Origin of the sequence: Mesorhizobium sp. M1338, from assembly GCF_040318045.1 — a bacterium.
Taxonomy (GTDB): Bacteria; Pseudomonadota; Alphaproteobacteria; order Rhizobiales; family Rhizobiaceae; genus Mesorhizobium.
In genome coordinates this window covers 298,884-313,551 of sequence record NZ_JAMYLL010000004.1, presented here as the reverse complement: position 1 = coordinate 313,551, position 14,668 = coordinate 298,884, and the positions used below count along the sequence as shown (strand labels likewise).

12 protein-coding genes and 1 tRNA gene are annotated in these 14,668 nt (G+C 62.0%); 9 read left to right on the top strand and 4 right to left on the bottom strand.

Features of this window, described 5'->3' with window-relative positions; translation table 11 throughout:
• Nucleotides 1-336: 336 nt before the first annotated feature.
• Entirely contained in the window at nucleotides 337-1,236 is a 900-nt protein-coding gene (locus tag NKH19_RS06950; RefSeq protein ID WP_352871939.1) for an alpha/beta fold hydrolase, read from the top strand.
• Nucleotides 1,237-1,294: 58 nt separating this feature from the next.
• Here the strand turns inward: NKH19_RS06950 and NKH19_RS06945 are convergent, their stop codons facing one another.
• From NKH19_RS06945 to NKH19_RS06935, 3 genes are all read right to left on the bottom strand, one after another.
• Nucleotides 1,295-2,383, bottom strand: coding sequence for a tyrosine-type recombinase/integrase (locus tag NKH19_RS06945; RefSeq protein ID WP_352871941.1), 1,089 nt, complete (start codon nucleotides 2,381-2,383; stop codon nucleotides 1,295-1,297).
• Between the two features lie 242 nt (nucleotides 2,384-2,625).
• Complete coding sequence (locus tag NKH19_RS06940) at nucleotides 2,626-3,741, bottom strand: porin (protein ID WP_352871943.1); 1,116 nt, start codon at nucleotides 3,739-3,741, stop codon at nucleotides 2,626-2,628.
• 148 nt (nucleotides 3,742-3,889) lie between these two features.
• Nucleotides 3,890-3,980: transfer RNA gene (locus tag NKH19_RS06935), tRNA-Ser, on the bottom strand.
• Nucleotides 3,981-4,432: 452 nt separating this feature from the next.
• Between NKH19_RS06935 and NKH19_RS06930 the strand changes: the two genes are divergently transcribed.
• Nucleotides 4,433-5,596, top strand: coding sequence for a porin (locus NKH19_RS06930; RefSeq protein ID WP_352871945.1), 1,164 nt, complete (start codon nucleotides 4,433-4,435; stop codon nucleotides 5,594-5,596).
• Between the two features lie 137 nt (nucleotides 5,597-5,733).
• On the top strand, nucleotides 5,734-6,846 hold the full coding sequence (locus NKH19_RS06925; RefSeq protein WP_352871946.1) for a pyridoxal phosphate-dependent aminotransferase: 1,113 nt from the start codon (nucleotides 5,734-5,736) through the stop codon (nucleotides 6,844-6,846).
• 38 nt (nucleotides 6,847-6,884) lie between these two features.
• Here the strand turns inward: NKH19_RS06925 and NKH19_RS06920 are convergent, their stop codons facing one another.
• On the bottom strand, nucleotides 6,885-7,877 hold the full coding sequence (locus NKH19_RS06920; protein WP_352871948.1) for a bifunctional helix-turn-helix transcriptional regulator/GNAT family N-acetyltransferase: 993 nt from the start codon (nucleotides 7,875-7,877) through the stop codon (nucleotides 6,885-6,887).
• Nucleotides 7,878-8,042: 165 nt separating this feature from the next.
• Between NKH19_RS06920 and NKH19_RS06915 the strand changes: the two genes are divergently transcribed.
• The 6 genes from NKH19_RS06915 (at nucleotide 8,043) to NKH19_RS06890 (ending at nucleotide 14,583) form a co-directional block, all read left to right on the top strand.
• Complete coding sequence (locus tag NKH19_RS06915) at nucleotides 8,043-8,324, top strand: acylphosphatase (protein ID WP_352871949.1); 282 nt, start codon at nucleotides 8,043-8,045, stop codon at nucleotides 8,322-8,324.
• A 71-nt stretch (nucleotides 8,325-8,395) separates the two neighbouring features.
• Nucleotides 8,396-9,046 (top strand): TetR/AcrR family transcriptional regulator, encoded by a 651-nt coding sequence (locus NKH19_RS06910; protein ID WP_352871951.1) that lies wholly within the window; start codon nucleotides 8,396-8,398, stop codon nucleotides 9,044-9,046.
• A 59-nt stretch (nucleotides 9,047-9,105) separates the two neighbouring features.
• Nucleotides 9,106-10,269 carry an isovaleryl-CoA dehydrogenase gene (locus tag NKH19_RS06905; protein WP_352871953.1) on the top strand — a complete coding sequence of 388 codons (1,164 nt, stop codon included), beginning with the start codon at nucleotides 9,106-9,108 and terminating at the stop codon, nucleotides 10,267-10,269.
• Nucleotide 10,270: 1 nt separating this feature from the next.
• On the top strand, nucleotides 10,271-11,878 hold the full coding sequence (locus tag NKH19_RS06900) for a carboxyl transferase domain-containing protein (RefSeq protein WP_352871954.1): 1,608 nt from the start codon (nucleotides 10,271-10,273) through the stop codon (nucleotides 11,876-11,878).
• Nucleotide 11,879: 1 nt separating this feature from the next.
• Complete coding sequence (locus tag NKH19_RS06895) at nucleotides 11,880-12,407, top strand: O-acetyl-ADP-ribose deacetylase (protein ID WP_352871955.1); 528 nt, start codon at nucleotides 11,880-11,882, stop codon at nucleotides 12,405-12,407.
• A 193-nt stretch (nucleotides 12,408-12,600) separates the two neighbouring features.
• On the top strand, nucleotides 12,601-14,583 hold the full coding sequence (locus NKH19_RS06890; RefSeq protein WP_352871956.1) for an acetyl/propionyl/methylcrotonyl-CoA carboxylase subunit alpha: 1,983 nt from the start codon (nucleotides 12,601-12,603) through the stop codon (nucleotides 14,581-14,583).
• The last annotated feature ends 85 nt before the right edge of the window (nucleotides 14,584-14,668 follow it).

Here is a 14,668-nt window from a genome sequence, read left to right as displayed (position 1 = left end):
ACGCCATCGACAAGCCGCCGCCGGTCAATCCGAGCCGACCAAGAGACCGATCCTCCCTCAATCAGATGGCCTTCATATATGAATAAATTTCCCCGGACAGCCCTGCGCAAGGGGGGAGATCGAATGTCACGTCGGCCTTCGCCAATCTCCAACGCAACAGGATGGGCTGAGCGCCGACGCTGCCAATCTCCCTCCTTGCGGGGGAGATGCCCGGCAGGGCAGAGGGGGGTACTGTCCCGCCAAATTTCAAAATTTCCCGCGCCACGTCCTTCAATTTGACCGTCCGTGCCCCCGCCTGTAGCAGTCGCAGACCATCTACACGACGGAGGAGTCCGCATGCCAAACCACGAAGGCTTTTCCGATTTCTTCTACGCCGCACCCGATGGGCTTAGCCTCCATGCGCGCGTCTACGGCGAAGCAAGTCCCGGCCACTGGCCGGTCGTCTGCCTGCCGGGCCTGACCCGCAATGCCCGGGATTTTCATGAGCTGGCGCTCTATCTGTCGACGCATGCGGCAAATCCGCGAAAGGTCATTGCCTTCGACTATCGCGGGCGCGGGCAATCCGCCTACGACCCTGATATCAGCCACTATAATGTCGGTGTCGAGGCCGGCGACGTCCTTGCCGGGCTGGCGGCGCTGAACATCGAAGACGCAGCCTTCATCGGGACGTCGCGCGGCGGGCTGATCATCCATGTGCTCGGGATGATGCGGCCGGCTGTCCTGAAAGCCATTGTTTTCAACGACATCGGACCGGTGATCGAGGTGGCTGGGCTTGCCCATATCCAGTCTTATCTCGAGCGCGACCCGACACCGAAAACCCGCGCAGAGGCGGCTGCCGCCCAGCGCGGCGTGCATGGCAAGGACTTCTCCGCCCTTGCGGGGCCGGATTGGGATCGGATGGTCTGGGCTCTCTACCGTGAAACGGACGGTGGCCTGGTGCCGGATTTCGACCCGAAGCTGGTCGACACCGTTGCCAGTCTCGACCTGGCGCAGCCGCCGCCTGTTCTATGGCCGCAATTCGAGGCGTTGGCAGCCATTCCCTTGCTCGCCATTCGCGGCGCCAATTCGAGACTGCTGTCCATAGACACCCTGCAACAGATGAGAGAGCGCCATTCCATGATGGAAGCGTTCACGGTCGTGGGCCAGGGCCACGCGCCATTCCTTGAGACTGGTAGCCTGCCCAACGACATCGCAGGTTTTCTTGAACGCGCCGAGCGGCGGAACAGCCTGAAGTAGATCCCAAGACCAAACGAGGTCCTGGGATTGCCACATAGTATAGGTCGGGCTCGCCAGCCTACTTGGCTTTTGAACTTTTCCTGGGCGCTTTCTGCGATTCCTTTGCCGCGGTGGCCTCGTTCACTTGTTTCCGCTCTGCCTTCGGCGACGAAGGCGTCGTCACGGGCGATGAAAACATGGAGCCTTGCGCGCAGTTGCCAGCCGGCTGGCACGATCGAGGCGTTTCCAGCACGATGACGCAGCCATCGAGATCGTTGGTGGCCAGATGCGCGTAGCGCATGGTCATCGACAGTGTCTGGTGGCCGAGCCACATCTGCACGCGTCTGATATCGATGCCGCCTTGGACAAGACGCGAGGCGCAGGTGTGGCGCAGGATGTGCGGCACCACCTGGTCGTCGGCGCCGAGGCCGACTTCGGCCTTCGCGTCGTTCCAGATGGCACGGAACTGTGCCTGGCTGAGCTTGGTGAACGGTCCCTTGGGCCGGCGGCCTTCGGCGGGCGGCAGCTTGATGACCTCCTTGACCCGCTCGGTCATCGGAATGGTGCGGCTGCGGCCGGATTTGGTGATCCAGAAACTGACGCGATGCTCCTGGATGTCATTCCAGATCAGCCCAAGCGCCTCACCGAGACGGCATCCGCTATCGACCAGGAAGACCGAAAGCCTGTAGGCGTCCTCGCTGCGGCTCTTGATAGCGGCGAACAACCGTGCCTCTTCGTCCCTCTCGAGGAAGCGAATCCGTCCCGCCCGCTCTTTCTGGCGGCGGAACTCGGGCAGGCTGTGGATATCCCCCATCTTGTGAGCCTTGCGCAGCAGTTTGCTGAGAGCAGCCATCTTTCGATTGATGGTTGCGTTGCTGTTGCCGCGCTGGCGCAAGGTGCCGATGAGATTGTCCAGGGTACTCTGGTCAAAGGCGCTGAACCGCTCCCCAAGGAGAAGCTCATCTATCTCGCCGATGAATGAGCTGACATTATATTTATGCCGCCCATCATCCCAAAGTATATCCCGATATGCTGAAAACAGCTCTCCGACCCTATACGATTTTACTTCTCTGATCTTATTGTAACTGTATCGTATCGTCGAATTTTGAGAAGAAAACATCGTAAAATGATCAGAGGGCCCACCCTCTTGAATCGCTTCGTTTGTCATTATTTGCCACACCCCCGAGTGGATAGATTCAGCCCTATCCGTTTGGAGGCGTCCTTTCAAGAGTTTAAAATCGTGCGGCTGATTTCATCCGCCGGGCGGCGGATCCCACGAAATCATTCCTCGGATTTTATTCAGCTACCGAATCCCCCTTTTCCTTCTGTCTGACCAAGCCCAGTCACGAAACAAAAACAGCCCGGGCGTAGAAGCGCCCGGGCTGGATTTCACTTGTAAGGAACCAGCCCTTAGAACGAGCGCTGGAAGCGGAGGATGCCGCCGACGCCGTCGCTGCTGTCGTGCCAGTCGCTGTCAGCCTTGTTGAAGTAGTCAACTTCGGCCGTGACCGTGAGGCCGGGGACGATGTCGTAGGCAACGTTGGCAGCCAGACCAAAGGTCTTGCCTTCGTCATACTGCGCCTGGACGTTGAACGAGGTCTTCTCGTTGATCTTGTAGGTGCCGCCACCCCAGATCGCCCAGTTGCCATCCCACAGCTTGAAGAAGTTGTAGTCGGCATTGCTGTCCGAGCCGTAGCCGCCGATGATGAACAGCGACAGGGCGTCGGAGGCATTGACGTCCAAGCGGACCTTGCCCGCGACTTCTTCGTAGTTGCTGTCATAGGCGATAACGCCCGTGATCGCACCCCAGCCCTGCGTGTACTTCACGCCGCCGACGACATGCGGAACGTAGCTGTCGATCGTGTCGGCGCCAGCGCCCTCTTCGAGCGAGACCACGGCCGAGAAGCCGTTGCCAGCGTCGAAATAGTACTGGATGACGTTGGTGTCGAACGAGCCGTAAGGAACCAGCGTATCGTCGATGACGTTGCCGGCATAGCCGATGAACGTGTCGAAGGCCGATTCGTCCTTACCGACGCGCAGGCCACCAAGCTGGATCCAGGCGAAGTTCAGCGAGACGCCTTTGTTGCCAGCCTGCCAGCCATCCGGGTTGTAGCCGACCGGGTAGACGCCATCCTGATCAGCGTAGTCGCCGCTGCTGTTGGCGAAATTGAAGCGGGTCTCGGAGTAGGTCTTCAAGGTGCCGAGTTCGGTTTCCTGGCCGGTCCAGGTCCTCAGGTTGAAGCGGGCCTGCTTGTAGTAGGTGTCGTTGTCGCCATCACCCATGTGGTCCGGAACGTTCTGCACGCCTTCGCGATCACCCACGCCGATGGTGTAGCGGATATAGCCGCCGATGCGCAGGCAGGTCTCGGTGCCGGGGATGTAGAAGTAGCCAGCGCCGTAGACGTCGCAGATCTTGACGTATTCAGCGGGTTCCGGCTCGGCGACGACGACGGCGTCGGCGGCGCGCGCACCGGAAACTGCGATCAGGGCCGCAGCGGAGCCGAGGAGAAGGCTCTTAATGTTCATTTTCTGACCTCCAGTCAGAATCGAACAAAACAGCGGTGTTTCGGGAGCATTTTGGCGCCGAATCGCGCGGCGATGACAGTGGGATATCCAGCTATCAGCCTGTTTTAATGAAGTAATTTTCGGAAGCCCTTCTTCAAGCAGGCAGAAGTGGCGGAGAGGATGGGATTCGAACCCACGAGAAGCTTTTGACCTCTACTCCCTTAGCAGGGGAGCGCCTTCGACCACTCGGCCACCTCTCCGTTGCGCCGCTGGATAGAGAAAAGCATCGGCACAATCAACAAACCCGCGTCACTATATGGAAAAGTCCGAGCGCGCCGAACATCGGCTTTTCCTCGGATGCGGCGGTTCCGCGGCAATTCCCTGGCGGATGACTCGTGGTCTTGTCACGATTCCGTCGGCCGATCGCCGGATTCGGCGGTAAACAAGGGGTTGCGGCGGTCCGGATAGTTAACGAGAGCTTTCTAAGTGAGGCCAAATCGTGACGTTTCTGCAACACAGGCCGGGCATAGCAGCCGAATAGCCCTTTCGCCGGTACGATCGTGGTTGAACGCCGCCGCCTCATGGGTAATGTCGGTTTCGAGGAAGCGGCGCGGTGCGCATCTTTTTCGGTAGTGGGGATGGGGCAGGGAACGCTGTCCTTCAGCAAAGAATACCCAGACCCGTTTTTTAACTTTTGACTGGAGGTCAGAAAATGAACATTAAGAGCCTTCTCCTCGGCTCCGCTGCGGCCCTGATCGCAGTTTCCGGTGCGCGCGCCGCCGACGCCGTCGTCGTCGCCGAGCCGGAACCCGCTGAATACGTCAAGATCTGCGACGTCTACGGCGCTGGCTACTTCTACATCCCCGGCACCGAGACCTGCCTGCGCATCGGCGGCTATGTCCGCTACGACATTGGCGGCGGCGACGTCGGCTCGTTCGACGGCGCTCGCAGCTTCGATCACGAAGACGGTTCCGAAAACGACACCTGGTACAAGAATGCCCGCTTCACGCTGAAGACCTGGACCGGCCAGGAAACCGAGCTCGGCACCTTGAAGACCTACACCGAGACCCGCTGGAACTTCGGCAACCGCAACGGCTACGGCGCCTTCGACGCCGACGGCTTTCCCATTGGCAATACTGCCGGCAACAAGGGCACCTCGCTGAACTTCGCCTGGATCCAGCTCGGTGGCCTGCGCGTCGGTAAGGACGAATCGGCCTTCGATACGTTCATCGGCTACGCCGGCAACGTCATCCAGGATACGCTGGTTCCCTACGGCGATTTCGACACCAACGTCATCCAGTACTATTTCGACGCTGGCAACGGCTTCTCGGCCGTTCTCTCTCTCGAAGAAGGCTCGGGTGTCGTTGGCACCATCGACAGCTACGTTCCGCATGTCGTCGGCGGCGTGAAGTACACGCAGGGCTGGGGCGCCATCACCGGCGTCATTGCCTATGACAGCAACTACGAAGAAGTCGCCGGCAAGGTCCGCTTGGACGTGAACGTCAATGACGCCATACAGCTGTGGGTCATGGGCGGTTACGGCACCGACGACAACCTTGACGACGGCACCTATGCCATTCCGGCTGGCGGTCGCGGCTTCTACAAGCAGTGGGGCGGCAACTGGGCAGTGTGGGGCGGTGGCACCTACAAGTTCAACGAGAAGACCTCGTTCAACGCCCAGATTTCGTATGACGACTGGAAGAACCTCGGCGTCGCGGCGAACATCGCCTACGACATCGTTCCCGGCATGACGATCACGGCCGAAGTCGACTACCTCAATGCAGGCAAGTTCGACGACGCCGACTTCTCCAACTGGACTAATGCTGACAAGAAGAGCAGTGTCGGCGGCCTCCTCCGCTTCCAGCGCTCGTTCTAATAAATTTCGCTTCGGCGAAATTGAAAACCCGGCGGGCAACCGCCGGGTTTTTTGCATCGAAGACAGGCCTCGCGGCAACTTGCGCCCACCCACCCGGCGCGCTAGCAAGAAGCCCCCTTTTCAAGCGAGCTCCCGCCATGCGCCAACGCCCTCCCCTAACGCCGCTTGTCGACGCGCTTCCGTCGACGGTGCCCTTTGTCGGACCCGAAGCGCAGGAGCGCGAGCGCGGCCGCGCTTTTCGCGCCCGCATCGGCGCCAATGAGAGCAGCTTTGGGCCTTCGCCGCGAGTCATCGCCCGCATGGCCGAGATCGCCGGCGACATGTGGATGTATTGCGATCCCGACAATCATGATTTGAAGGTGGCGGTCGCCGCGCATCACCGCGTGAAGGCCGAGAACGTTGTGGTCGGCGAAGGCATAGACGGCCTGCTCAGCCTGGTGGCCCGCATGTATGTGGCGCCAGGCGATGCCGTGGTCACGTCGCTCGGCGCCTATCCGACCTTCAACTTCCACATTGCCGGTGTTGGCGGGCGGCTGGTTACGGTCCCCTATGAGAACGACAGGGAAAGCCTGGACGGCCTGCTGGCGGCGGTGCGCAAGGACAAGGCGCCGCTGGTCTATCTGTCCAACCCGGACAATCCGATGGGCAGCTGGTGGGAGGAGAACGAACTCGTCCGCTTCATCGAGGCATTGCCGGAAACCACCATGCTGGTGCTCGACGAGGCCTATGGCGAACTGGGCCCGGCCTCGGCGCTGCCGCCGATCGATATCTCCAGGCCAAACGTCATCCGCATGCGCACCTTTTCGAAGGCTTATGGGCTCGCCGGCATACGCTGCGGCTATGCGATCGCCGAGGCCCAGGTGATTCGCGACTTCGAGAAGATCCGCAATCATTATGGCGTCAGCCGCATGGCGCAGATCGCCGGCGTCGAGGCGCTTGCCGATCAGGACTATCTCAGGAGCGTGGTGGCGCGGGTGGCTGCCGGCCGCCGGCGCATCGCCGGCATTGCCGAGCAGAACGGGCTGATGCCGCTGGCGTCGGCGACCAACTTCGTCACCATCGATTGTGGTGGCGACGGCGCCTTCGCGCTGAAAGTGCTGCAGGGCCTGCTGTCGCGCGACGTCTTCATCCGCAAGCCGATGGTGCCGGTGCTCGACCGCTGCATCCGCGTCAGCGTCGGCCTCGATCACGAGCTCGATATTTTTGCCGAGGAACTTCCCGGTGCTTTGGCGGCAGCGCGCGGAAACTAGGATCCGCCAGCAGGCAAACCAGATCACAAGGCGCGCGCTTACAAATCCAGTTCCCAGGTCTGGCCGGTCAATTCCTTGCCGAAACTGTGGTGATGCTGCTCGGAAACCAGCCTGAAGCCGGCGCGCTCGTAGATCGCGCGCGCCGCGACGAGAACGTCGTTGGTCCACAGCACCAGCCTGCTATAGCCACAAGCCCGAGCCTGGTTGACGCATTCCGCGACCAGGCGTTTGCCTATGCCAAGGCCGCGCGCCGTCGCCTCGACATGCAGCAGCCTCAGCTTGGCCACCTCGTCATCCTGATGAACAAGGAACACCGCGCCGACCGGCTGTCCACCACGTTCGGCGATCCAGCAGAAATCGCGGCCGGGCTCGAAATTGCGGATGAAATCGGCGCCGATCTCGGCGAGCATGGCCTCGAACTCGATGGTCCAGCCATATTCCTCGGCATAGAGCTGGGCCTGCCGCTGCACGACCCAGCCGACGTCGCCGACGCGGTGCGGCCGCAGCGTCACCTCGCCGTTCTCACAGGCGGGATCACCCAGCAATTCCCCCACCTTGCGCAAGGCGCTGCCCAGTTCCTGCAATCTGTGGTCAGGCAAATTCTCGATAAGCCGCGCCGTATCGCGATCCGCCGCGGCCTGGAGCCCTGAAAGGGCTGCCTCGCCTCTTGCCGTGAGCGACAGAATCCGCCGGCGCTTGTCGGCCGGATCGGTCCGGGTCTCGGTCAGCCCTTCGCCGGCGAACTTGCGCAGAATTCGCGTCAGATAGGCGGCATCGACACGCAGTTGCCTGGCGATATCGGAAGCAGTGGGGCCTATCTCCAGATGAAAAACCTTGGCAAGAAAACCCCGCTCCCCAACGGCTTCAGAAGCCGCCGGACGATTAAGGTGGCCAAGTTCGAAAAGCACGCGCGCCTCGGTCAAGGTGAATGCGCTTTGTGTCAGCGTCTCGTCGAGAAGACCAACGGTGCGCGTATAGAAGCGATTGAAGTGCCTGATATCGGCCACCAGTGCTTTTCGTTCGTCCAACATTTGCGTCCAACTCCCAATAGCCAGCCCCATTTTCCAAAATTAATGGACTGAGTCAATTAAATTTCGAAAGCCAGAGAGCCCAGTTATTGCTTTGTGCGCATAATTCCCAGGTTGCTTTCCCCGGGCCATGCGCCAGATTCCAAGGAGACAGGCTTGGAGACAGTCATGACTGATCCTCGGGAAGTGCGGGCGCGCGTCTACGGCAATGTGCAAGGCGTCGGATTCAGAATCTGGGCCCGGGACGAGGCCACAAGCCTCGGTCTTGCGGGTTGGGTTCGCAATGAAGCGGACGGGTCTGTAACGACCCAGATGTCAGGCCTCGATGAGGCGGTTTCGACAATGATCGAACGACTGTGGAAAGGGCCGTCCGGGGCTTCCGTCTCCAGGGTCGACGTCGAGGAGTTGGCACCCGGAAACACATCTGTCGAGTTCAGGATTGTTGCATGATGGTGGATTTGGTTTAGCGCTCTTGAATTAATTGAACGTTCGTTTTATTATTGTCCCGCGAAGGGGCAGACATGGCGCGTACGACCGGATCAGATGGTGAAAAGACCGAGGCAGCCATCCGCGAGGCGGCGGTCAACCTGATCGCCCGTTTTGGCTACGAGGCGATGTCGATGCGCCAGCTCGCCGCCGAAGTCGGCGTCCAGGCGGCCGCGCTCTACCGCTATTTCCCGACCAAGGAAGAGCTTCTGTTCACCCTGATGCGCGAGCACATGGAAGGTTTGACCGATACGTGGGAAGCAGCCCGCCCTATCAGTGGGGATCCCGTGCAACGGCTGTCAGCCTATGTCGAGAATCACATCGCCTTTCATATCGAGCGCCGGCACGCCACGCATGTGTCGAACATGGAATTGCGCAGCCTGTCGCCAGAAAGGCTGACGCAGATCCTGCGGATGCGTACGGCCTACGAAAAGGAACTGCGAGCCATCCTGCGCGACGGCGCCGAGACGGGCGCCTTCAGCATCGACGACACCGGGCTGACGGCGATGGCGCTGATCCAGATGATGACCGGCGTCATCGTCTGGTTTCGACCGGGCGAGCGGCTGTCGATCACTGAAGTGACGGCGACATATCTTTCGATGACAATGCGGCTCGTCGGCGCGAAGATCGACGCCTACAGCGCCGCGCGTGCCTTCGGACGCGCAAAGGACGCTGTAGCATTTTGATTTCGCGCATGACCCCGACAATCGAAGTCGATTTTCGGGGTCATGCGGCAGGAGGAACCATGTACACGAACACGCTCGGCTTCGGGCATGACGAGGATATCGAGGCGTTGCGCGATCTGGTGCGACGCTTCGCGCAGGACAAGATCGCGCCGATCGCCGCCGATATAGACCGCTCGAACGAATTCCCGGCGCATCTGTGGAGCGAACTCGGCGCACTTGGCCTGCTCGGCATCACCGCCGATCCGGATTTCGGCGGCAGCGGCATGGGCTATCTCGCGCATGTCATCGCCGTCGAGGAGATCTCGCGCGCCTCGGCATCGGTCGGCCTCTCCTACGGCGCCCATTCCAATCTCTGCGTCAACCAGATCAATCGCTGGGCGACGACCGCGCAGAAGGAAAAATTCCTGCCGCCGCTGTGTTCGGGCGAACGCGTCGGCGCGCTGGCGATGTCGGAATCCGGCGCCGGCTCGGATGTCGTCTCGCTCAAGCTGCGCGCTGAAAAGCGTAACGACCGCTACGTGCTGAACGGCACCAAGATGTGGATCACCAACGGGCCGGACGCCGAGACGCTGGTCGTCTATGCCAAGACCGATCCGGAGCGAAACTCGCGCGGCATCACCGCTTTCATCGTCGAGAAGGCGATGGCCGGGTTTTCCGTGGCGCAAAAGCTCGACAAGCTCGGCATGCGCGGCTCCAACACCGGTGAACTGGTATTCGAGGATGTCGAAGTGCCCTTCGACAACGTGCTGCATGAGGAAGGGCGCGGCATTGAAGTGCTGATGTCGGGCCTCGACTATGAGCGCGCCGTGCTGGCCGGCGGCCCGATCGGCCTGATGGCGGCATGCCTCGACGTGGCCATCCCCTATGTGCATGAGCGCAAGCAGTTCGGCCAGGCGATCGGCGAGTTCCAGCTGGTGCAGGGCAAGCTGGCCGACATGTACACGATGATGAATGCCGCGCGGGCCTATGTCTATGCCGTCGCCGCCGCTTGCGATCGCGGCCAGACGACGCGCAAGGATGCCGCCGGCTGCGTGCTGTTTGCCGCCGAGAAGGCGACGCTGATGGCGCTGGACGCCATCCAGCTGCTCGGCGGCAATGGCTATATCAACGACTATCCGACCGGCCGCCTGTTGCGCGACGCCAAGCTCTACGAAATCGGCGCCGGCACCAGCGAGATCCGCCGCTGGCTGATCGGGCGCGAGATCATGGCGGAGGGAGTATAGCATGGCGGTACTCCAAACCCAGATCTCCTCCTCCTCCGAGACCTTCCGCGCCAATGCCGAGCGCATGCGAGCCTTGGTCGCCGACATCGCGGAAAAAGCCGCGACCGTGGAGCGCGGTGGCTCGGACGAAGCGCGTGAGCGCCATGTTTCGCGCGGCAAGCTGTTGCCGCGCGAGCGCCTCGCCCAGCTGCTCGATACCGGCTCGCCCTTCCTCGAGATCGGTCAGTTCGCGGCATGGTCGATGTATGGCGAGGAGATTTCGTCGGCCGGCATGATCGCCGGCATCGGCCGCGTCGAAGGCACCGAGGTGATGGTCGTCGTCAACGACGCCACGGTGAAGGGCGGGACCTATTATCCGCTGACGGTGAAGAAGCATCTGCGCGCGCAGGAGATCGCGCTGCAGAACAATCTGCCTTGCATCTATCTGGTCGACAGCGGCGGCGCCAATCTGCCCAACCAGGATGAGGTGTTTCCCGATCGCGAGCATTTCGGCCGCATCTTCTACAACCAGGCCAACATGTCGGCCGCCGGCATTCCGCAGATCGCCTGCGTCATGGGTTCCTGCACGGCGGGCGGCGCCTATGTGCCGGCGATGTCGGACGAAACGATCATGGTGCGCAACCAGGCGACCATCTTCCTCGGCGGCCCGCCGCTGGTGAAGGCGGCCACCGGCGAGGACGTCAGTGCGGAGGATCTCGGCGGCGCCGATGTGCACACCAGGCTTTCCGGTGTCGCCGATCACTACGCGCTGGACGACGACCATGCGCTCGCCATCTGCCGGCGCATCGTCAAAAACCTGAATCGGAACAAGACTGTAAGCCTGAACTTACAGAAGTCGATTCCGCCGCTTCATCCGGCGGATGAACTCTACGGCATCGTGCCGACCGACCTGCGCCAGCCCTATGACGTGCGCGAGGTGATCGCACGCATCGTCGACGGCTCCGAGTTCGATGAGTTCAAGCAGAACTACGGCATCACGCTGATCACCGGCTTTGCCCATCTCCATGGCATGCCGGTCGGCATCATCGCCAACAATGGCGTGCTGTTTTCCGAAAGCGCGCTGAAGGGCGCGCATTTCATCGAGCTGTGCTGCCAGCGCAAGATCCCGCTGGTCTTCCTGCAGAACATCACCGGCTTCATGGTCGGCAGGAAATACGAAGCCGGCGGCATCGCCAAGGATGGCGCCAAGCTGGTGATGGCTGTCGCCACCGCCAGGGTACCGAAGGTGACCATGATCATCGGCGGCTCGTTCGGCGCCGGCAATTATGGCATGTGCGGCCGCGCCTACTCACCGCGCTTCCTGTGGATGTGGCCGAACGCCCGCATCTCGGTGATGGGCGGTGAACAGGCGGCGACGGTGCTGGCCATGGTCAAGCGCGAGGGCATCGAGCGCAAGGGCGGAGAATGGAGCGCCGAGGAAGAGGCGAAATTCAAGAAGCCGATCCTGATGAAATACGAGCATGAGGGCCATCCGCTCTACTCGTCCGCTCGCCTCTGGGACGACGGCATCATCGACCCGGCGAAGACGCGCGACGTGCTGGCACTCAGCCTGTCAGCCTCGCTCAACGCCGAGATCGAGGAGACGCGCTTCGGCGTGTTCAGGATGTGAGATGAACGAACGCCCGCGAATTCAGGTTCATACCGGCGACATCACCAAGCTAGCGGTCGACGCCATCGTCAATGCCGCCAATACCTCATTGCTCGGCGGCGGCGGGGTCGATGGCGCCATCCACCGCGCCGCAGGCCGCGAGCTTGAGTTCGAATGCCGGATGCTGAACGGATGCAAGGTCGGCGACGCGAAGATCACCAAGGGTTACAAACTGCCGGCTCGACACATCATCCACACAGTCGGCCCAGTCTGGCAGGGCGGCGGCAAGGGCGAAGCCGAGTTGCTGGCCTCCTGCTATATCAGGTCGCTCGAACTCGCCGCCGCCAATGACTGCCGCACAGTGGCGTTCCCGGCGATCTCGACCGGTGTCTACCGCTACCCGAAAGACGAGGCGACCCGTATCGCCGTCAGCACGGTGGCTGACTTCATGAACCAAAACATAGTGCTGGGAACCGTCATCTTCTGCTGCTTCGATGAGCCGATGGCGGAATTATACCGGCAGGTCGTTGCCGCCCTCGGCGGAGGGTAGACTACATGGGCAAGGTGATCCATTTGCGTGGCGAAGTGCGAATTTCGGTTACGGAACTGGCGGCGCCGGGGAAAGGTCGCCGAGTCGCTGCTGATACCCTGTCTGACCATCGGCGAACGCGAGCACGGATAGGCTGGCGGGACAGCGCTCCCCTCTGTCCTGCCGTCGCCAGATTCTCGGTTGTGGAGGCTCCATGTTCGCCAAGATCCTGATCGCCAATCGGGGCGAGATCGCTTGCCGTGTCATCCGTACGGCCCGCAGGCTTGGCGTGCACACCGTCGCCGTCTATTCGGACGCCGACGCCAGGGCCCTGCATGTCGAGATGGCCGACGAGGCCGTGCATATCGGCCCCTCACCCGTCGGCGAAAGCTATCTGCGTGGCGACAAGATCATCGCCGCGGCCCTGGCGACGGGTGCTGAAGCCATTCATCCCGGCTATGGCTTCCTGTCCGAAAACCCCAATTTCGTCGACCAGGTGGTAGCGGCGGGGCTCATCTTCATCGGGCCGGCGGCGGGCTCGATCCGTGCCATGGGGCTGAAGGACGCCGCCAAGCGGCTCATGGAAAAGGCCGGCGTGCCGGTCGTGCCGGGCTACCATGGCGAGGCGCAGGAGATCGTGCTGCTTGCGTCCAAAGCACGCGAGATCGGCTATCCCGTACTGATCAAGGCGCGTGCCGGCGGCGGCGGCAAGGGCATGCGCCGCGTCGAGCATCCCGACGAGTTTTCCGAAGCGCTGTCCAGCGCGCGGCGTGAGGCGAAAGCCGCCTTCGGCGACGACCGCGTGCTGGTCGAGAAATATGTCGACAAGCCGCGCCACATCGAAGTGCAGGTGTTCGGCGATAGCCTCGGCAATGTCGTGCATCTCTACGAGCGCGACTGCTCGGCGCAGCGCCGCCACCAGAAGGTGATCGAGGAGGCGCCCGCCCCCGACATGACACCGGCTTTGCGCAAAGCAATGACGGACGCGGCGGTAAAGGCCGCCAAGGCGATCAATTATTCCGGCGCCGGCACCATCGAATTCATCGTCGATGCCTCGCAGGGCCTGAAGGCCGACCGCTTCTGGTTCATGGAAATGAACACCCGCCTGCAGGTCGAGCACCCGGTCACCGAAATGGTCACCGGCATCGATCTGGTCGAGTGGCAGTTGCGGGTCGTCAGCGGCGAAGAGCTACCGAAGACGCAAAGCGAGATCGCGCTCGCCGGTCATGCCTTCGAAGCGCGCATCTATGCCGAGGATGCGGCAAAGGGATTCCTGCCAGCAACGGGCACCTTGCATCATCTGAAATTTCCGGATGCAGCCCCCGAAGGCGCCACGATGCGCGTCGAGACCGGCGTGCGGGCGGGTGACGCCATCTCGCCCTATTACGACCCGATGATCGCCAAGCTGGTCGTCCATGCGAAGGACAGGCAGGCGGCACTCGAAGCGCTTGGTGCGGTGCTGTCGCGAACCGAGATCGCCGGTTCCACCGTCAACACCGCCTTTCTTGCCGCTCTGGCCGCCGATCCGGACTTTGCCGCAGGCGACGTCGACACCAGCCTGATCGGCCGGCACCAGGAGACATTGACGATCATCCCGCCGCCGACCGGCGAAACCATTGCCGCCGCCGCTGTCGCAGCCTCGGCTGCCGGAGCATCGCCGCCATCCGACGATCCCTGGTCATCCCTTCCCGGCTATGCGCATTTCCACAGCGTGGCGCGGCGCACACGGCTGAAGTTCGGCGAAGACGATATCGCGGCAAGGGTTTCGGTGCGGCCGGATGGACGGTTCCAGGTGGCGCTGGATGCACCCTATGACAGCACAAATTCGCATGATTTTCGTGCTGCACCACGCCTCGCCCGCTGGCCAGGCCACATCACCGTGTTCGAAGACGCCGTCGGCTATACCTTCGCTGTGCCCGACCCGCTGGCGCGGGCGGACGAAGTAGCGGCCGGCTCCGGCAGCCTGCGTGCGCCGATGCCGGGGTTGGTCAAGCTGGTGCGTGTGGCAAAAGGCGACGCGGTAACCAGGGGCCAGCCGCTGCTGATCCTCGAGGCGATGAAGATGGAGCACACCATCGCCGCGCCGCATGACGGCGTGATCGCCGAGATCGCCACGGAGGGCGCGCAGGTCACCGACGGGACGGTGCTGGTGAGGTTCGTCGAGGACCAAAACGCCTCGACCGCGGCGGCGAGATGATTGCTCGGAAGACAAACGACAGGGCATACAAGAAAATGGCCGGGACGAGCCCGGCCATTTGTCTATGCTATTCAGCCACCAGGGC